17 protein-coding genes are annotated in these 19,086 nt (G+C 32.3%); 13 read left to right on the top strand and 4 right to left on the bottom strand.

Annotated features, from left to right (window positions below):
- Window positions 1–53: 53 nt before the first annotated feature.
- Complete coding sequence (locus tag Q4Q39_RS14835) at window positions 54–731, top strand: DUF2490 domain-containing protein (RefSeq protein WP_303283337.1); 678 nt, start codon at window positions 54–56, stop codon at window positions 729–731.
- Between the two features lie 399 nt (window positions 732–1,130).
- On the opposite strand, the gene lpdA is transcribed toward Q4Q39_RS14835, so the two are convergent.
- From lpdA to Q4Q39_RS14820, 3 genes are all read right to left on the bottom strand, one after another.
- Complete coding sequence (gene lpdA, locus Q4Q39_RS14830) at window positions 1,131–2,531, bottom strand: dihydrolipoyl dehydrogenase (RefSeq protein ID WP_303283336.1); 1,401 nt, start codon at window positions 2,529–2,531, stop codon at window positions 1,131–1,133.
- Window positions 2,532–2,613: 82 nt separating this feature from the next.
- The gene (locus tag Q4Q39_RS14825; RefSeq protein WP_303283335.1) at window positions 2,614–3,117 is read right to left on the bottom strand and encodes an ankyrin repeat domain-containing protein; all 504 of its coding nucleotides are present in this window, start codon (window positions 3,115–3,117) and stop codon (window positions 2,614–2,616) included.
- Between the two features lie 101 nt (window positions 3,118–3,218).
- A complete protein-coding gene (locus Q4Q39_RS14820) occupies window positions 3,219–4,799 on the bottom strand; it encodes a S41 family peptidase (RefSeq protein ID WP_303283334.1) in 1,581 nt (526 codons plus the stop codon).
- Window positions 4,800–5,114: 315 nt separating this feature from the next.
- On the opposite strand from Q4Q39_RS14820, the gene smpB reads away from it, so the two are divergent.
- The 3 genes from smpB (at window position 5,115) to Q4Q39_RS14805 (ending at window position 8,111) form a co-directional block, all read left to right on the top strand.
- A complete protein-coding gene (gene smpB / locus Q4Q39_RS14815) occupies window positions 5,115–5,573 on the top strand; it encodes an SsrA-binding protein SmpB (RefSeq protein ID WP_303283333.1) in 459 nt (152 codons plus the stop codon).
- A gap of 135 nt (window positions 5,574–5,708) precedes the next feature.
- Entirely contained in the window at window positions 5,709–6,248 is a 540-nt protein-coding gene (locus tag Q4Q39_RS14810) for a hypothetical protein (protein WP_303283332.1), read from the top strand.
- A gap of 15 nt (window positions 6,249–6,263) precedes the next feature.
- The gene (locus tag Q4Q39_RS14805; protein WP_303283330.1) at window positions 6,264–8,111 is read left to right on the top strand and encodes a Xaa-Pro dipeptidyl-peptidase; all 1,848 of its coding nucleotides are present in this window, start codon (window positions 6,264–6,266) and stop codon (window positions 8,109–8,111) included.
- A 91-nt stretch (window positions 8,112–8,202) separates the two neighbouring features.
- On the opposite strand, the gene Q4Q39_RS14800 is transcribed toward Q4Q39_RS14805, so the two are convergent.
- Complete coding sequence (locus tag Q4Q39_RS14800) at window positions 8,203–8,844, bottom strand: protein-L-isoaspartate(D-aspartate) O-methyltransferase (protein ID WP_303283329.1); 642 nt, start codon at window positions 8,842–8,844, stop codon at window positions 8,203–8,205.
- A gap of 158 nt (window positions 8,845–9,002) precedes the next feature.
- Between Q4Q39_RS14800 and Q4Q39_RS14795 the strand changes: the two genes are divergently transcribed.
- The 9 genes from Q4Q39_RS14795 to Q4Q39_RS14755 all read left to right on the top strand — a co-directional run bounded on the left by Q4Q39_RS14795 (window position 9,003) and on the right by Q4Q39_RS14755 (window position 19,043).
- A complete protein-coding gene (locus tag Q4Q39_RS14795) occupies window positions 9,003–9,962 on the top strand; it encodes a Gfo/Idh/MocA family protein (protein WP_303283575.1) in 960 nt (319 codons plus the stop codon).
- A 10-nt stretch (window positions 9,963–9,972) separates the two neighbouring features.
- Window positions 9,973–10,863: a 3-hydroxybutyryl-CoA dehydrogenase gene (locus Q4Q39_RS14790; protein WP_303283328.1), complete on the top strand. Its 891-nt coding sequence runs from the start codon at window positions 9,973–9,975 to the stop codon at window positions 10,861–10,863.
- Between the two features lie 68 nt (window positions 10,864–10,931).
- Window positions 10,932–12,170, top strand: coding sequence for a DUF1015 domain-containing protein (locus tag Q4Q39_RS14785; protein WP_303283326.1), 1,239 nt, complete (start codon window positions 10,932–10,934; stop codon window positions 12,168–12,170).
- 209 nt (window positions 12,171–12,379) lie between these two features.
- Window positions 12,380–13,048 carry a YggS family pyridoxal phosphate-dependent enzyme gene (locus Q4Q39_RS14780; protein WP_303283325.1) on the top strand — a complete coding sequence of 223 codons (669 nt, stop codon included), beginning with the start codon at window positions 12,380–12,382 and terminating at the stop codon, window positions 13,046–13,048.
- Between the two features lie 72 nt (window positions 13,049–13,120).
- Window positions 13,121–14,485, top strand: coding sequence for an exonuclease domain-containing protein (locus tag Q4Q39_RS14775; protein WP_303283324.1), 1,365 nt, complete (start codon window positions 13,121–13,123; stop codon window positions 14,483–14,485).
- Window positions 14,486–14,487: 2 nt separating this feature from the next.
- Complete coding sequence (locus Q4Q39_RS14770) at window positions 14,488–16,452, top strand: DUF3858 domain-containing protein (protein WP_303283323.1); 1,965 nt, start codon at window positions 14,488–14,490, stop codon at window positions 16,450–16,452.
- 24 nt (window positions 16,453–16,476) lie between these two features.
- Window positions 16,477–17,325 carry an ion transporter gene (locus Q4Q39_RS14765; protein WP_303283322.1) on the top strand — a complete coding sequence of 283 codons (849 nt, stop codon included), beginning with the start codon at window positions 16,477–16,479 and terminating at the stop codon, window positions 17,323–17,325.
- A 120-nt stretch (window positions 17,326–17,445) separates the two neighbouring features.
- On the top strand, window positions 17,446–18,360 hold the full coding sequence (gene miaA, locus Q4Q39_RS14760) for a tRNA (adenosine(37)-N6)-dimethylallyltransferase MiaA (protein WP_303283574.1): 915 nt from the start codon (window positions 17,446–17,448) through the stop codon (window positions 18,358–18,360).
- Between the two features lie 2 nt (window positions 18,361–18,362).
- Window positions 18,363–19,043: a GNAT family N-acetyltransferase gene (locus Q4Q39_RS14755; RefSeq protein WP_303283321.1), complete on the top strand. Its 681-nt coding sequence runs from the start codon at window positions 18,363–18,365 to the stop codon at window positions 19,041–19,043.
- Window positions 19,044–19,086: the final 43 nt, after the last annotated feature.

Raw genomic sequence — 19,086 nt, 5'->3', positions numbered from 1 at the left:
TGAAAACAACAAAAACTATAACGCCAAATATCTCATTTCCCAAATTCAAAGTCATGAAACATTATATAATAGCCCTCTTTTTTTTATTTACTATTTCATTAAGTTACTCACAAACTTCACCTGAAGACGAATTAGGAGCCTGGTATACTTACTTTGGAAATCATAGATTATCAAACAAGATAAGTATTGTTGCTGGTGGACAAATATGGGCTTATGAGCCAACAACAAACCTTAATTTACTGCTTCTTAAAGGGGGCATAAATTATCATATAAACAGTAAACTAAAATTTGAGCTAGGATATAGTTTTTTAGACATTGATAGAAGTATTCAAGGTTTAGAAGGTAGACATATATTTGAATACAGGATATCTGAGCAATTTGCCTATAAACATGAGCTAGGTAATTTACCTATAGACCATAGACTAAGGCTAGAGCAGCGTTTATTTAATCTTAGGGTTGGACACACATCAAAAAACAGGTTAAGATATCGATTAGGAACAAAAATTAAGTTAAATAAAACACTCTTTATTCGTGCTAATAATGAAGTTCTTGTACATCTTGAAAAAGACTTCTTTTCAGAAAATAGGCTTTATAGTGCTCTTGGAATTAATCTTAATAAATCTTGTAATTTACAATTAGGCTATATGTATCGCTTTATAAACGATTTAAACTTACACAGATTACAAGTCAGTTTATTTATTAAAACGGATCATCGGAAGAAAAAAGTTTAAATGTTTATTCGCATAACAAAAATTATTAAATTACTAATTTTTGTTCTCGAATTACTTAACCTTTACAATATCGACAGAGCGAAGTATGAGTCTTTCGACTTGAGTTTATACTGAGCGGAGTCGAAGTACTCAAGATAAACTTGAGACATCTCATCTTAAAGAGATTCTCCTCCACGTTCCTCGGAATGATATGATTTATAATTAAAAACTTTTAAACAACTGATTATCAATCCACAACACATCCCACGTTAATTCAAAAATAGTACAAACAAACTAATACGTATAAAAATTAGTAGACCTATAATATGAATATAAGTAATGTGCATATTTCAAAAACAGCAATAAAAAAAGCGAACTCAATGCGTTCGCTTTTCTTTTTATTCTTTATTTTGATACAGTTTAAATATGCAACGCTCTATCATCAGTTGCCGCTAAAGCCGCTTCTTTGATAGCTTCTGTAAATGTAGGATGTGCATGAGACATACGTGATACATCTTCAGCAGATGCTCTATATTCCATAGCTACAACAGCTTCAGCAATCATATCTGCGGCACGTGCTCCTACCATATGTACTCCTAAAATCTCATCAGTTGTTTTATCTGCAAGAATCTTTACAAATCCATCTAAATCCATACTAGCCCTACTTCTACCTAAAGCACGCATTGGAAATTGTCCAGATTTATATGCAACACCAGCTTCTTTAAGTTGCTCCTCTGTTTTTCCAACTGCAGCAACTTCTGGCCATGTGTAAACAACACCAGGAATTAAATTGTAATCTATATGTGGTTTTTGTCCTGCGATCGTTTCAGCAACAAACACGCCTTCTTCTTCTGCTTTGTGTGCTAACATCGCACCTTTAACCACATCTCCAATCGCATAAATGTTCGATGCACTTGTTTGTAAATGATCATTTACTTCAACCTGTCCTCTATCATTTAATTTTATGCCTGCGGCTTCAGCGTTTAAACCATCTGTATAAGGACGACGTCCTACAGACACTAAACAATAGTCTCCTTTAAATTCTACTTCTTCTCCTTTTTTATTGTCAGCTTTTACTATAACTTCATCACCAACACGCTCCACAGACTTTACTTTATGAGACGCATTAATTTTGAATTTCTGTTTCTTTAAAACTTTATTAAGCTCTTTAGATAAGCCAGCATCCATGGTTGGAATAATACGATCCATAAACTCAACAACAGAAACGTCTGCTCCTAATCTCTTATAAACCTGTCCAAGCTCTAAACCTATAACCCCCCCACCAATCACTATTAAATGTTTTGGAATTTCTTTAAGTTTCAAAGCTTCAGTAGATGTTATAACACGCTCTTTATCAATATTTATAAAAGGCAGATTTGAAGGTTTACTTCCAGTTGCTATAATCGTATTTTTTGCTTCAATTTCTGTGGTCTCTTCTCCTGAAATAATAATATGAGTCGCATCTTTAAAACTTCCTAAGCCTTGATAAACATCAATATTGTTTTTCTTCATAAGAAAATCAATACCTCCAGTTGTTTGATCTACTACAGCTTGTTTACGAGCAATCATTTTTTCTAAATTCACCTTAACATCTCCTGGTATTTCAATACCATGCTCTTCAAAATGTTTTACTGCATCTTCATAATGATGAGAAGAATCTAAAAGAGCCTTACTTGGTATACAACCAACATTTAAGCAAGTACCACCTAATGTAGAATACTTTTCTATAATGGCTGTTTTCATTCCTAATTGTGCACAACGTATTGCTGCCACGTATCCTCCAGGTCCTGAACCAATTACGGCTACATCGTATGAATTCATAAAATATATTTGATGTTTTTATTAAAAAAATTAAAAACAAAAATACGAATGTTATTATGGGTAGACAATAAAAAAAGAGCTTTTAATAAAGAGGTATTCTAGTTTCTTTTTGTCCTAGAGACATTAAATACTCTTTAATCTCTAAAGCGTCATCACCTCCTTTTTCGGCATGGTGCAATAAAGTAAAACCATGTGGTCCTTTGGCATTGATTAAGCTGGGAGAAAATTCTATCATAGCCTTTAGTATATCCATTTTTCCAAATAATGCAACTGTAAAAACATTGGCCTGTGCGCCTCTGTCTAAAAGGTATTGTGCAACGTCTTTATTACCTACATGACTTGCGGCTCCTAAACCTGTTTCGAAGTCACCGCCTCCCCAATCATGAGCAGCATTAAGAAGTGTTGGATGTTCTTTAAGTAACTCTTTAACCATATCAAGCTTACCATGAGAGACCCTAACAAACTCTTCAACCAACGCTTTGTTTAATTGAGGCTCTTCTTGTGGTTTACTAAAAGAAACCAAGGGTAATGTTGGAATGATTAAAGAAGTAATTCCAATTGATTTAATAAATTGATTACGCTTCATAATTTGGTGGGTTTTGAATAAAACTAAGAAGAAAAGTAAAATAAATTGAACTGTTTAACACGTTTTTATGTTAAATAGCATCCATTATACACATGGGAATATTACCCTTTTTCTTCAATATCATTTAATATCCATTCTAATTCGGAATCTTTTTCCAAACGTCTATCATTAATTGTTGGTGAAATTTCAATATCTGGTTTTACACCATAACCGTCTGGTTCTTGTTTTTGCGGTGCTTCTATTTGCATCATCCCCATCCTTATTTTTAGTCTGGTGTTTGGCAATTCATATATTTTATAAATACCAGCAACAGTCCCATTATAAGCACCTCCCGTTTCTTCACCAACAAAAGTGGCTCTTTTAGTCGCTTTTAAATGTGTAGAAATTAAAGATGAAGCCGAAAATGAATTCCCATTAATCAAAACATACATATCGCCTTTAAAACGTAAAGGTCTAGGAGTTTTAATTTTTGTATGCCTGAACCTATAATACAATTTACCGTCTCGTTTTCTAGTTCTTATTAAATTCTGAACAACAATTATAGGCGATACAATACCAGATAATATTTTTAAACTATTTGATGTTGTATTGCTCATTAAAAATTTCAGGAACGGCACACGACTATTTACCTCACTATCTTCAATAAACTTATAGCTCTCCTTGGCTAAATACGAATACAAATAATCAATTTCAGCAATTCTACCTCCCCCATTATCTCTTAAATCTAAGATTAAATACTTCGTACGTGCCGAATCTAATTTTGCAAAACTCTCTTTATAGAATTTTTTATAATTACCATTTGTAAAGCTTCTTAATTTTATATAGGCAACATCTTTAGCTTTTTTAATAAAACCAAAGTTTCGCGTATATTCTTTACGTTTTTTTATAAATCCATGTTTTCTATTAAATTTCCGTTTCTTTTTAAAGGCTAAACGATTTACTTTTTTCTCTGCAGAGGTTAGCTTTTTAGGTTTTATAGCTTTAGTAGAATCTTGTTTTTTAGACTTTTTTGGCTTTTGTTCCCTTCTAAATGTTTTAACAAACAAGGAATCTTTATTTTTAAAAGTCACCTTCAAGCTATCAACAAACCCTTTATCATTATAATAAAAATTAGAAAAATGTCTCCCAACATACCTATTATGTAATGTGGTATTATAGCCATCTGAAGAAAAACGCGTTTTATATACATCTATTAAATCTGAAACCAGATCCTCTTCAATTTTAACAACTTCACTTCCTACAATTGTAGAATCTTTACCTCTAGTATTTTTAACCCAAAGCTTATTTTCCAGATACTCAAAATCTAGTGCATAAAATTCAAACTTTCTCTTAAGTAACTTTTTACGTTCTCTCTTTGTATACCACTTATTTGCAGAACTTAGCGAAATATGCCCTTGTTTAACCTGAGATACTACGGGTGCTAGCTTTCTGTAAAATTCTCGAGAATCAATTGGAGTCTTGATCGTATTTTTAAGGCTATCAAACTTAAAGTCTAAAACTTCTTTCGATGTATATTGGTATAATTTGGGATGATGTCTTTTTAATTGCTCATATATCTTATCTATATCTTCATGCAAACTAATTACATCATGCAGCTTTGTTATTTGCTCATTATGTTTTTTAACACTTCTGCAAGACATTAAAACCAATAAAACTAAAAGTAATAGAATCGTTTTTTTCATATACTATTCTCAACCTAATTGAATTCTACTTGCTAAAGTAATTGTATTTACTTAAAAGTATAATCAATTAATAATTCTTTAACGCCTTATTTAATTTTTCGATAGTATCACACATAGAACTCATTTTAGACTTTTTGGATTTAAGCGAAAATTAGAAGTTTTTGCCTATGTTGAAGACTTTTTTGAGTTGCATAGCAGAGCTACGGAAGGAAAAAAAGACAAAAACAGAGCTTAAAACAGCAATTTTTTAGCAAATCCAAAAAGTCTAAAATGAGTTCATAAATAACTTCATAAAATTATGTAGTTTTGTGCTCCATGCAAAAAAACATTAACATACAAAACAAAAAGGCTCGCTTTCTATATGAAATATTAGATAAGTATACAGCGGGTATTGTGCTAACTGGGACAGAAATTAAATCCATACGCAGCAGCAGAGCTTCTATAGCCGAAAGTTTTTGTGAGTTTAATGAACAAGGGGAGCTTTTTGTTATTAATATGACTATTGAAGAATATGCTTTTGGTAATTATTACAATCATCGCCCTAAAGCAGAAAGAAAGCTTTTGCTAAACAAAAAAGAACTAAAAAAACTACTAAAAGAGGTTCAAAATACAGGACTTACTATTATTCCTTTACGATTATTTATTAATGAAAAAGGCTATGCAAAAATGGATATCGCTCTAGCAAAAGGTAAAAAACTGTATGATAAACGAGAAACGATTAAAGATCGCGATAATAAACGTGATTTAGATAGGATTAAGAAAAACTTCAAATAATTATTCTCGATTTTCTTAAGCTCAAGCCTTGATGAATTCATCAATAAAAAAGCTTTAAATTTAAGAAAGCATTAACGATTAAAAGCCAACAAAAGCTTTACTTTGTTAATCAAATAAGATTTATCATAATTTAAGATGAAAAAAACGATAGCCATTATACTATTGTGCATGGTAACATTATCTGTGACATCACAAGAAAAAGAGAAAGAACAACCAAAAGACTACTCAGAAAACGTAAAAACTCTGGATAACACAATTAAATCATTATATGCGGTTATTTCGGGAGAAAGAGGTGCTCCGAGAGACTGGGAGCTATTCAAATTTTTATTCAAGCCCGGAGCTAAATTAATCCCTTCTGGCAAAAATAAAGACGGAGAGCTTAAAGTACGCTACATGTCTCCTGACGATTATGTTAAGAGCTCTGGAAAATGGTTGGTTGAAAATGGTTTTTTTGAAAAAGAAATACATAGAGAGGTAGATACTTTTGGTAATATTGCCCAAGTATTCAGTACTTATGAAGCTTTTTATAGTAGAGATGATAAAAAACCGTTTATGAGGGGCATTAACAGTATTCAACTTTTAAATGATGGCAAACGGTGGTGGGTTATCAATATTTACTGGACTCAGGAAACGAATGAAAATAGGATTCCTGAATATTACCTTCCAAAAAAATAAATTACAATTAAAAACATGGATTATCCTGTAAGACTAAAGTCTATAGTATTAACAGGCGCTTTATTAGTTATTGGCGCCTTTTCAAGTTTAGGACAAGAAACAAAAGCGACACCTATTTTTAAAAATGGTGAAGCACAAATAGTAGATGCATTTAAAGATCCAAGCAAATGGATTAGACATGATTTATGGGTAGAAACGACTTTTGATACTGATGGTGATGGCAAATTAGATCGCATGCATGTCGCTGTTACTAGACCAGAACAAACAGAAAGCGAAGGATTAAAACTCCCCGTTATTTATATTTCAAGTCCATACTTTGCTGGTGTTGCACCTAATGTTGACGGTCTTTTTTGGGATGTCAATCATGAACTTGGAGAAACAGCAAAAGAACGTGTTCATGCTGAAGTAACACGCATAGACAAACGTCCAGTTATATCTAATTCGCATATACAAAAATGGGTTCCTAGAGGCTATATTGTTGTTCATTCTTCTTCTCCAGGGACTGGATTATCCCAAGGCGCTCCAACCGTTGGAGGTCATAATGAATCTTTAGCACCAAAAGCGGTTATTGATTGGTTATGTGGACGTATAAACGGCTATAAAACCATTGATGGCGACAGCCTAGTTACAGCCTATTGGTCTACTGGAAAAGTAGGTATGACTGGAACATCTTATAATGGTACACTACCCGTAGCAGCAGCTACAACTGGTGTAGATGGTTTAGAAGCTATTATTCCTATTGCGCCTGTAACCTCTTTTTATAACTATTATAGATCTAATGGTTTAGTAAGATCTCCTGGCGGTTATCTAGGGGAGGATGTTGATGTGCTTTATGATTTTATTCATAGTGGAGCAGAAGCTAATCGACCATATAACAATAAAACTGTTAGAGACACCGAAATGAAAAACGGCATGGATAGAATTACTGGAGATTATAATGATTTCTGGAAAGTACGTAATTTAATGGATAATGCCCAAAACATGAAAGCTGCTTTATTAATGTCTCACGGCTTTAACGATTGGAACGTGATGACTGAGCACAGCTATGGTTTATATGCTAAAGCTAAAGAAATGGGATTACCAACTCAAATATTTTATCATCAAAACGGACATGGTGGTCCGCCTCCTATTAAACTAATGAATCGTTGGTTTACCCGCTATTTGCATGGTATAAAAAATGATGTTGAAAACGATGCTAAAGCCTGGATAGTTCGTGAACATGACAACAAAAGTGAACCCACAGCTTATAAAGACTATCCTAACCCAGAAGCTTCCAATGTTACACTATATCTAACTACAGGGGGAGAAAAAGCTGGTGGATTGAAAACCAGTAAGGTTAAGAAACAAGGCAAAGAAACTTTGGTTGACGATTATTCGTTTTCTGGTAAAGATCTTGCAAAAGCAGAAGCATCTAAACATCGTTTACTTTATGTAACTCCTAAATTGACAAAGGATGTTCACATATCTGGGATACCAAAAGTTACTATAAAATTAGCAAGTAGTAAATCGGCTGCCAATCTATCGGTTTGGCTAGTATCACTTCCTTGGAATGAACAAGAAGGAGCAAAAATAACAGACAATATTATTACGCGTGGTTGGGCAGATCCTCAAAATCACAAATCATTGACTGAAAGCAAACCTTTAAAGCCTGAGACGTTTTACGAAGTTTCTTTTAATTTAATGCCAGATGACCAAATTATTAAAGCCGGACAACAAATAGGCTTGATGGTTTTTTCTAGCGATAAAGAATTCACATTACATCCAAAAGCTGGAACGGAACTGACTGTTGATTTGGATGGCACTAGTTTAACATTACCTGTTGTTGGTGGTGTTGAGGGGTTTAATGGGGCTTTGGGAAAATAAAAGTTTCAAGAGATTCTTCGCTTTAGCCTGTCTTGAGCGAAGTCGAAAGGCTCTGAATGACATTTTTTTGACATCTTCACCTTTTTTTCAATTAATTCTTATCCTCCAACAAAGGCACAAAACGAAACTCTCCAAATTCCTCTTGCGAAAATTCTTTTTGTCCCTTTCTGGTAAACATAGTCATGATTTGCACATCATCACCTACAGGAATAACGAGCTTACCTCCTATTTTTAATTGGCTTAACAAAGGTTTTGGCACAAAAGGTGCACCTGCAGTAACAATAATACTCTCAAAAGGCGCTTCATCAGCTAACCCTTTATAGCCATCGCCAAAAATAAGTTTTTTTGCACGATACCCTAATTTAGGCAAAAACTTACTCGTCTTTTTAAATAACTCTAGTTGACGCTCAATACTAAAAACTTTAGCACCTAATTCACACAAAACAGCCGTTTGATAGCCACTTCCAGTCCCTATTTCTAAAATCTTGTCTCCTTTTTTAACCTGTAACAATTCACTTTGAAATGCTACAGTATAAGGTTGCGAAATAGTTTGATCTGCTGCTATAGGGAACGCTTTATCTTGGTAAGCATGGTCTAAAAACCCAGAATCCATAAACAAATGCCTTGGTATATTGCCTATCGCGCTTAAAACGTTTGCATCTGTTATTCCTTTGGTCTTTAAAACATTAACCAATTGTTGGCGTAAGCCTTTATGTTTAAAAGTATCTTTCAATGTTGGGTTGGTTTATTAATGCTAAAATTAGTCAAACATTTACAAGTTGAAAACAAAATCTGCAAAATTTATTAACGACATCAAATAAGCAAAAAATTAGCTAGAAATAATCAATTTCATGTTCTAAATATCTTATTTTTGTGGAAAATGTAAAAACTATGCTCAAAGTTGGTGTACTAGGTGCAGGGCACTTAGGAAAAATTCATTTAAGACTCCTTAATCAATCTGAAAAATATAACCTCGTAGGATTTTACGATGCCGATGAAACTAACGGTAATAACGTAGAAACCGAATACGGTTATAAATTTTTTAATTCCATAGAAGCACTCATTGATGCTGTTGATGTGGTAGATATTGTAACACCAACACTTTCGCATTACGACTGTGCGAAACAAGCCATTGCAAAAGGCAAGCATATATTTATTGAAAAGCCTATAACAAACACTGTAGAAGAAGCGGAACATATTCGAGAGCTCCTGTCTGAACATAACCTTAGAGGGCAAGTAGGACATGTGGAGCGCTTTAACCCTGCTTTTATTGCTGTAAAAGATGATATTAAATCACCTATGTTTATTGAATCACACCGTTTGGCGGAATTTAATCCAAGAGGGACAGATGTTCCTGTTGTATTAGATTTGATGATTCATGACATCGACATTATTTTAAGCCTTGTAGATTCTAAAGTTAAAAACGTCTCAGCAAGCGGTGTTTCGGTAATTAGTGATACACCAGATATTGCAAATGCACGAATTGAATTTGAAAATGGCTGTGTTGCGAACCTAACAGCTAGTAGAATATCCTTAAAAAAAATGCGTAAAGCTCGTTTCTTCCAAAAAGACGCTTATATTTCTGTAGACTTCTTAGAGAAAAAATGTGAAGTTGTTAAAATGAAAGATGCGCCAGAACAACCTGGAGATTTTGATATGGTACTTCAAAACGCCGAAGGTGTAAAAAAGCAGATTTATTTTGATAATCCAGATATATTAGAAAACAATGCGATTCTAGATGAATTAGAAACGTTTGCAGACGCTATAAATACGAATACCTCCCCCATTGTAACGCTTCACGACGGTACAGAAGCACTAAGAGTAGCAACTCAAATAATAAATTGTTTTTAAAAAATTTTACATGAAAAACATTGCAGTTATCGGAGCCGGTACTATGGGTAATGGTATCGCTCACACATTTGCACAAAGCGATTTTACAGTGAAGCTTATAGATATAAGTGAAGCTTCATTAGAAAAAGGTATAGCAACCATTACCAAAAATTTGGACAGAATGGTCGCTAAAGAAAAAATTTCTGAAGCAGATAAGACTAAAACTTTATCAAACATCACAACATTCACAAGTATTTCAGAAGGTGTTACTTCTGTCGATTTGGTTGTTGAAGCTGCGACTGAAAACGTAGATTTAAAGCTTAATATTTTTAAACAATTAGACGAAGCTTGCTCAAAAGAAACTGTTTTAGCTACAAACACATCCTCTATATCAATTACGCAAATAGCCGCAGTAACATCCAGACCAGATAAGGTGATAGGTATGCATTTTATGAATCCTGTGCCTATTATGAAATTAGTTGAAATTATTCGCGGTTATAGTACGAGTGATGAAGTAACAAAAGACATCATGGAGATGTCAAAAACCCTAAGAAAGGTTCCTGTTGAAGTTAACGACTATCCTGGTTTTGTGGCAAATCGTATTTTAATGCCTATGATTAACGAATCTATTGAAACACTTTATAATGGTGTTGCTGGCGTTAATGAAATTGATACTGTTATGAAATTAGGTATGGCACACCCAATGGGACCATTACAATTGGCTGATTTTATAGGTTTAGATGTTTGTTTATCGATACTTCATGTCATGTCCGATGGATTCAAAAACCCAAAATACGCTCCTTGCCCATTATTAGTAAATATGGTTAGAGCTGGTAAATTAGGAGTAAAATCTGGTGAAGGTTTTTATGATTACTCCGAAAGTAGAAAGGCTGAGCATGTTGCGAAGCAGTTTTTAAAGTAAATAGTCGCAGTCGCAGTCGCAGTTTTCAGTACTGAGACTGAATACTGGAACTGAATACTAAAAAAACAATGGCGAAAATACTACCATTTAAAGCAGTCAGACCAACACGAGACAAAGTCAGTCTGGTTGCCGCTCGTTCATACCAAACATATACGTTAGCAGAGCGTGAATCGAGAATGGGTTACAATCCGTTTTCTTTTTTACATATTATAAATCCAGGCTATAAATACCATAAAGATATTTCTGGAAAAGAAAGATACGACTTAGTTAGAAATCGCTATTTAGAATTTAAGGAAGAGTCCATTTTTATTCAAGATGAAAAACCAAACTATTATGTTTATAAAATTGTAAATAGAGAGGGTCATGTTTTTTCAGGAATTGTTGCTGCGGCAAGTTCTGAAGATTATGAAAAAGATATCATTAAAAAACATGAAGATACAATAGAATATAGAGAAAACGTCTTTAAAGATTATTTAAAAACAGTAGGCTTTAATGCTGAACCAGTACTTCTAACTTACCCAGACAACACACTCATTTCCAGTATTATTTCAGAAACACAAAAAAACAGAGCTGAATTTGAATTTACGACGACGTATAGGGACACTCATTATTTATGGAATCTTGATGATCCAGATTTAATTACTTGTATAAGTAACGAGTTTGAAAAAATCCGTACCATATACATTGCAGATGGACATCATAGATCTGCCTCTTCTTGTTTACTTTCTAAAGATTTGAAATCTGAAAACAAAGCGCATACAGGTAACGAGCCTTATAATTATTTTATGAGCTATTTAATTCCTGAATCAGATTTAAGAATTCATGAATTTAATAGGCTTGTTAAGGATCTAAATGGGCTATCTAAAGAATCTTTTTTAATACAATTAGATACCATGTATCGTATTGAAAATAAAGGCAGCGAACTATACAAGCCAAGCAGTAAACATCATTTTAGTATGTATCTAGATGGTGAATTCTACTCTTTATATTTAAGAAAAAGTAATTATAAATTTAGTAACGCTCTGGAAGCTTTAGACACTCACATACTATATAAAACCATTTTAGAACCTATTTTAGGGATCTCAGATGTACGCAACGATACTCGTATTAATTACTCACACGGTAAAAATGATTTAGTTACCATAAAAAGTAAAGTAGATCATGGAGAATTTAAAGTAGGTTTTGGATTAGTGCCTATTACAGTTGAAGAAATGAAAGCTATTGCAAATGCAGGTTTAACCATGCCACCAAAAAGTACTTTTATAGAACCTAAACTACGAAGTGGTGTTACCATCTATGAGTTTTAATGTATTAACATAAATTTACTTACCTTTTATCCAACATTTTTACGACCATAACTAGGTATCATTCTACTAAAATTTCATAAAATTATAAAGCATGGAAAATCTTGACAAAATATTCTAAAAAAACATTTAAAGCACTAACAATACATAGTAAGATTAAGAGAACTGCTAATGTTAAAAGCCCTCCAATTTGGGATTAATTTTATTTAATAATGAGTATAAAACAAAACCTTCAAAATATAAAAACATCATTACCAGAACATGTAACACTTGTTGCTGTTTCAAAAACGAAGCCAATAAGTGACTTGATGGAAGCTTATCATGCTGGTCAACGTATTTTTGGGGAAAACAAGATTCAGGAAATGGTAGACAAGCATGAAACCATGCCCAAAGATATTGAATGGCACATGATTGGTCACGTTCAAAGTAACAAGGTGAAATATATGGCACCATTTGTGAGGTTAATTCACGGCGTAGATAATTTTAAGCTCTTAAAAGAAATAAATAAGCAAGCTTTAAAACATGATAGAGCTATAGATTGTTTGCTTCAAATAAAGATAGCTTCAGAAGATTCTAAATTTGGAATGACACCAAATGAAGCTTCAAAAATTATAAAATCTGACGTATTTTCGGAATTAAAAAACATCAAGGTGGTTGGACTTATGGGAATGGCAACATTTACTAATAATGACAGTCAAATAGAAAAAGAATTTAATTACCTAAAAGATACTTTCGATAGTTTAAAACAAACAAGCACTGATAATTATCAATTAAATACCATAAGTATGGGTATGAGTGGAGACTATCAATTAGCTATTAATTGTGGTAGTACCATGGTTAGAGTTGGAAGTAGTATATTTGGCTCAAGAAATTATAATTAAAATTTAAAACAAACAGATTGTAACGACTAAAAAAGTCTCGCAATAACCAGCAAATAAACGCATAAACATTTTTTGTACGCAATATTAGACATAGAAACTACTGGAGGTAAGTATAATGAAGAAGGCATCACAGAAATTGCTATCTATAAATATGATGGTCATGAAGTCGTTGATCAATTTATAAGTCTGGTTAACCCAGAACGCGAAATACAACCCTTTGTAGTAAATCTAACTGGTATAAATAGTAACATGCTACGCCATGCACCTAAATTTTATGAGGTCGCTAAACGCATTGTAGAAATTACAGATGATTGCATTTTGGTTGCTCACAATGCTCAGTTCGATTATCGAATTTTAAAAACGGAATTTAGTCGTTTAGGATTCGATTTTGAAAGAAAATCTCTTTGTACAGTTGAGCTTTCAAAAAATTTAATTCCTGATCAATCCTCTTATAGTTTAGGTAAATTAGTTAGATCTCTTGGTATTCCTGTAACAGACAGGCATCGTGCTTCTGGTGATGCTTTAGCTACGGTAAAGCTTTTTAAAATGCTCTTAGTTAAAGACAGTACTAAAAGTATTATTCAACAATCCATACGGTTAAACCCGAAACATCAGCTCGAGCCAAAACACATAGATATTATAAAAGAGTTACCTTCCATTACAGGTGTTTATTATATTCATAACGCTAATGGGGATATTATATATATTGGAAAAAGCAACAATATAAAAAAACGAATCAATCAGCATTTTACAAGTACAAATCAAAAGTCAAAAAAAATACAAGCTCAAGTTACCGCTGTAACTTATGAGGCTACAGGTAGTGAACTGGTAGCTCTTTTAAAAGAGAGTGAAGAAATAAAACGTGTTAAACCTATATTTAACAGAGCATTACGTAGAACAAGTTTCACACATGCTCTATATAGTTTTAAAGATGAAAACGATTATATTAATTTAAAAATCGACATTGCAGACGGACGCAAAAAGGCAATTACGACTTTTAGCAATAAACAAAGTGGAAAAAGCTTTATGAATAGAGCTATTGAAGACTACAAATTATGCCAAAAACTAACAGGTATATATAAAACAGATACCAACTGTTTTAATTATGACATAAAAACCTGTGAAGGTGCTTGTATTCAACAGGAACCTACAGAGTCTTATAACAAAAGAGTCGAACTACTATTATCAAAAAACAGTTTCTCTAACAAAAACATGGTTATTATTGACAAAGGACGTGATATTGACGAGCATAGCGCTATACTAATTGAGAATGGCATGTTTAAAGGCTTGGGGTTTTTCAATCTTAACTATCAAATCAATAATATTGAGGTTTTAGAATCTATTATTACCCCAATGGATAACAATCGGGATACACAACATATTATTCAAAATTACCTTCGTAAGAATAAAAAAGTAAAACAAATTATATTTGATTAAGCATGAAGCAAACTATCTTCTTATCCTTTTTACTTCTCTCTAGCTTAACCCTTTTTTCACAATCAAACTATCACTCTGATTCTTACAGAGTCACTTTAGGAGACTTAAAAACTAATACTTATGAAAAAGATTCTACAGCCAATGCTTTAATTATATATAAATATGGAAATAGTCTGGTAGATAGATATGATTATGACTTAAGAACCGAGATAAAGCAAAAAATAAAAATATTAAATAAAGAAGGTTTTAATAAAGCTAACGTTTCTATTCATTTATATAATAACGAGAACAGCGAACAAGAAGTAGAAAAAATTGTTGCTACCACTTATAATCTAGTAGATGGAAAAGTCATTAAAACGTCATTACTTAAAAAGGATATTTTTAGAGAGAAACACGACGAAAACCACACCTTTGTTAAATTTGCACTACCAAATATTAAAGAAGGTTCTGTAATAACCTATAGTTATACTCGCATATCTCCTTTTATGTATAACTACAGAGGATGGGATTTTCAAAGCGATATACCAACTTTATACAGCGAATACAGAACCAGTATTCCAGGAAACTGGCATTACAATATTAAATTAGTAGGTGGTAAAAAACTAACAAAAAATATAACAGAGATAGAAAAAGACTGCCTGCAAAACTCTAGAGGCGGCAGTGCAAATTGCGCCAATAGTATCTATGCCATGAAAGATATCCCCGCTTTTATAGAAGAAGATTATATGACCTCTAAAAGTAATTATTTAGCAAGAATAGAGTATGAATTACAGACATTTAAGGGGTTTGATGGTAGCGTAAATGATTATACAAAAACATGGAAAACTGTTGATAGAGAATTTAAAACAGATAAAGAAATTGGAAGGCAATTAAAAAAATCTATAGATTTAGAAGATTTATTGAACCCCGAAATTATTAATGAAAATGACTTGTTAAAAAAGGCAAGTGCCATTTATAGATACATTCAGGAAAATTATACATGGAACGGAGACTATAAAATATTTGAAGACGTTTCTATTAAAGATTTAATTAAAAACAAATCTGGAAATGTTTCATCTATAAACATTTTGCTTCATAATTTATTAAAGGAATCCAACATTATTGTGAAACCTGTATTAATATCAACTAGAAGTAATGGGTTTGCCACAAAAATTTTTCCTGTTATTTCAGATTTTAACTACTTAATCGTTCAAACAACTATTAATGATATAACCTACTATTTAGATGCCACAGATAATTATTTATCCTTTGGTGAGATTCCTTTTAGGTGTTTAAATAGTTATGGTAGGCTTATGGACTTTAAAAATGGTAGTGAGTGGGTCGATATAAAACCAAGTAAGCCTTCAAACGTTTATTATAATGTAGAACTTCATCTTGACGAGAATGAAACTATTTCTGGAAAGTTATCTTCAAAACGTACTGGATATCACGCCTTAAATCATAAAAAATCATATTATAAAAATAAAGAAGGCTATCTCCAAAAACTAGAAAACAAGTTTCCTCATTTAGAAATTTCAGATTTTGAAGTAACGAGTGATGGTCTAACAAGTCCGGACTTTAAAGAATCTTACCACATAAACTATAATTATGAAGATACTGGAGATCATATTTATTTAAACCCTTTTTTTGTTGAGTTTTTTAATGAAAACCCATTTAAGCTTCAAGAAAGAACATATCCTATTGATTTTGGTTATAAAGACACTTATTTTTATTCATTTAAGTTTAATTTTGATGCTACTAAATATACGGTTGTTGAATATCCAAAAACAAAGAGCATAGCTTTGCCAAATAATTCAGGTAAAGTCCTTTTCTCAGCTAAAACACTCGGCAGTACTGTATTTATTATTCTAAAGATAAGCTTTGATAAAGCTATCTACGGACCAGAATATTATTCATCCTTAAAAGAGTTTATGAGTAAGATTGTAGATATTCAAACGAATTCACTCATACTTTTAAAGAAAAAGTAATCTATCTTTATTATTTTTGAATACATGGATGAACCAAAAAAAAGGCATTGGAAGACAAAACTTCATGATATTATTTATGAAGCTGAGACCCCCACGGGCAAATTATTTGATGTTGTTTTACTAATTACTATTATAGCCAGTATTATACTAGTAATGCTTGAAAGTGTTAATAGCATTGATATTAAGTATCATGATTTTCTTAATATCTCTGAATGGATTATTACCATTTTGTTTAGTATTGAGTATATAGCTCGTATTATAACCGTAAAAAGGCCTTTTAAATATATAACAAGTTTTTATGGTATTATTGATTTATTATCTACCATACCCAAATATATATCATTAATATTTGGAGGTGTGCATGCGCTTGCTGCATTAAGAGCACTAAGGTTACTTAGAATTTTTAGAATATTAAAACTGGCACGTTATTTAGGTGCTTCAAATAATTTAGTAAATGCTTTAAAAGCAAGTCGGGCTAAAATATCAGTCTTCTTATTTGCTGTTGTTATAATCGCTATTATTTTAGGTACTATTATGTATTTAATTGAAGGTGAAGAAAATGGGTTTTCTAATATCCCGAAGAGTGTATATTGGTGTATCGTAACCTTAACAACTGTAGGTTTTGGTGACATTGCACCGCAAACACCTCTTGGACAATTCATTGCATCTTTAGTCATGATATTAGGTTATGGTATTATTGCGGTACCAACAGGGATCGTATCTGCAGAATATACCGCTCAAAGCAAATCAAAAAAAGAACCAGAAACCCCAAAGGTTAATTTAAACTCACTTTCTTGTGCAAACTGTATGGCTGAAAAGCATAAAGATGGTGCCGATTTTTGTTATAATTGTGGCGAAAAACTTCATCAATAAACACTAATTATGGTATTACTAAAATGAGACATGGTTAGGCTTTCTACTATATCCTCAACGCACAACAATATTCTTGTATTTTCTCATTAAATTTGTTCTTACAAATAAACACTTAAACACATCAACTCAAAAAACAAATATCTAATTTCTATAGTTGGCCCTACTGCTATTGGTAAAACAGCTCTAAGTATAAAATTGGCAAATCATTTTAACACTGAAATAGTATCTGCAGATTCACGTCAGTTCTTTAAAGAAATGCAAGTTGGCACAGCAGCTCCAACACGTGAAGAACTAGCAGCTGCAAAACATCATTTTATTCATCATAAATCTATAAATGATAGTTATAATGTTGGCTCTTTTGAAAAAGACGCTATACATACTCTAAATACACTTTTTAAAACCTACGATACGGTTATTATGGTTGGTGGCTCTGGATTATATGTTGATGCTGTTAATAACGGTTTAGATGATTTTCCAGAAGTTGAAAAAAGCATTCGTGAGACACTTAATAATGATTTAGAAACAAAAGGATTATCTCATTTACAAGAACGATTAAAAGCGCTCGATTCTGTTGCTTATAACACAATTGCAATTGATAATCCGCACCGTGTTATTCGTGCCTTAGAAATTTGTATTGGCACAGGTAAACCGTATTCATCATTTTTAAAGAAAGGAAAAATAAAGCGCCATTTTAAAACGATTACCATTGGACTCACTGCAGAAAGAGAAATTATATACAACCGTATTAACAAACGCGTAGATATTATGATGCAAGAAGGGTTATTAGATGAAGTTAAAAACCTAGTTTCGTTTAAAAACCTAAACGCTTTAAATACGGTAGGCTATAAAGAATTGTTTAACTATTTAGATAACAAATGGACACTAGACTTTGCTATTTCTGAAATAAAAAAAAATACACGCCGTTTTGCCAAACGTCAACTTACTTGGTTTAAAAAGAATGAAGAAACACTGTGGTTTGATTATACCACACCTGAAAGGATCATTATTAATCTTATAAATCAAAACATTTCTTAACAATGCTCATACCTGAAGACGCTTTGGATAACCCCGTATGGTTTTCCTTAACAGACTGCCATTATGATCATGCAATAGATTATGGTAACATTAAGTTTTTTCATCCAGATTATGGCCCTTTTGGAGCTTTTATAAATAATGAAGATACTAGTTTCGCTATAGAAAAACACGCTAAATTAATTTCAGATTTCTTTATTGTTGGAGATAAGCCTAAAATGCCATTGCATTTTAAAGAACCTATAGAATATATAGGTTTACAAATGATTATATATAATAAAATAAATAAACCTATAACGGAAACTATTGTAGAGTTAACAGAATGGCATTATGATGACTTAATCGACCTAGTTAAGCTTGTATATCCAGAATACTTTAAATCGAAAACGAATACCTTAGGACAGTATTATGGTATTTATAAAGACAATAAACTAGTTGCTGTAACTGGTGAACGGATGCAAACCAATAACTTTATTGAGATTAGTGCAGTAATAACGCATCCGGATTATACAGGAAAAGGATATGCAAAACAACTTATTACACATACAGTAGAAAGAATCTTGAAGAAAAATAAAATTCCTTTTTTACATGTAGATCAAACGAATGTTGGTCCTATACAACTGTACAAAAAACTAGGGTTTATTATACGGAGAAAATTTAGTTTTTGGAGAATAATAAGTAGTTAGTTAAAAATGACGAAACGGTTGTATTAATAAATATAAAGTAGAC

The organism is Flavivirga amylovorans, from assembly GCF_030540875.1.
GTDB classification, from domain to species: domain Bacteria; phylum Bacteroidota; class Bacteroidia; order Flavobacteriales; family Flavobacteriaceae; genus Flavivirga; species Flavivirga amylovorans.
Note: the sequence above shows the minus strand (reverse complement) of the source record. Positions and strands in the feature narration are given on the sequence as shown.

Bases quoted from the DNA above. Each gene is read 5' to 3' on its own strand.
- Q4Q39_RS14835 (WP_303283337.1), top strand. From the start codon at position 54: ATGAAACATTATATAATAGCCCTCTTTTTTTTATTTACTATTTCATTA.
- lpdA (WP_303283336.1), bottom strand. From the start codon at position 2,531: ATGAATTCATACGATGTAGCCGTAATTGGTTCAGGACCTGGAGGATAC.
- Q4Q39_RS14825 (WP_303283335.1), bottom strand. From the start codon at position 3,117: ATGAAGCGTAATCAATTTATTAAATCAATTGGAATTACTTCTTTAATC.
- Q4Q39_RS14820 (WP_303283334.1), bottom strand. From the start codon at position 4,799: ATGAAAAAAACGATTCTATTACTTTTAGTTTTATTGGTTTTAATGTCT.
- smpB (WP_303283333.1), top strand. From the start codon at position 5,115: ATGCAAAAAAACATTAACATACAAAACAAAAAGGCTCGCTTTCTATAT.
- Q4Q39_RS14810 (WP_303283332.1), top strand. From the start codon at position 5,709: ATGAAAAAAACGATAGCCATTATACTATTGTGCATGGTAACATTATCT.
- Q4Q39_RS14805 (WP_303283330.1), top strand. From the start codon at position 6,264: ATGGATTATCCTGTAAGACTAAAGTCTATAGTATTAACAGGCGCTTTA.
- Q4Q39_RS14795 (WP_303283575.1), top strand. From the start codon at position 9,003: ATGCTCAAAGTTGGTGTACTAGGTGCAGGGCACTTAGGAAAAATTCAT.
- Q4Q39_RS14790 (WP_303283328.1), top strand. From the start codon at position 9,973: ATGAAAAACATTGCAGTTATCGGAGCCGGTACTATGGGTAATGGTATC.
- Q4Q39_RS14785 (WP_303283326.1), top strand. From the start codon at position 10,932: ATGGCGAAAATACTACCATTTAAAGCAGTCAGACCAACACGAGACAAA.
- Q4Q39_RS14780 (WP_303283325.1), top strand. From the start codon at position 12,380: ATGAGTATAAAACAAAACCTTCAAAATATAAAAACATCATTACCAGAA.
- Q4Q39_RS14770 (WP_303283323.1), top strand. From the start codon at position 14,488: ATGAAGCAAACTATCTTCTTATCCTTTTTACTTCTCTCTAGCTTAACC.
- Q4Q39_RS14765 (WP_303283322.1), top strand. From the start codon at position 16,477: ATGGATGAACCAAAAAAAAGGCATTGGAAGACAAAACTTCATGATATT.
- Q4Q39_RS14755 (WP_303283321.1), top strand. From the start codon at position 18,363: ATGCTCATACCTGAAGACGCTTTGGATAACCCCGTATGGTTTTCCTTA.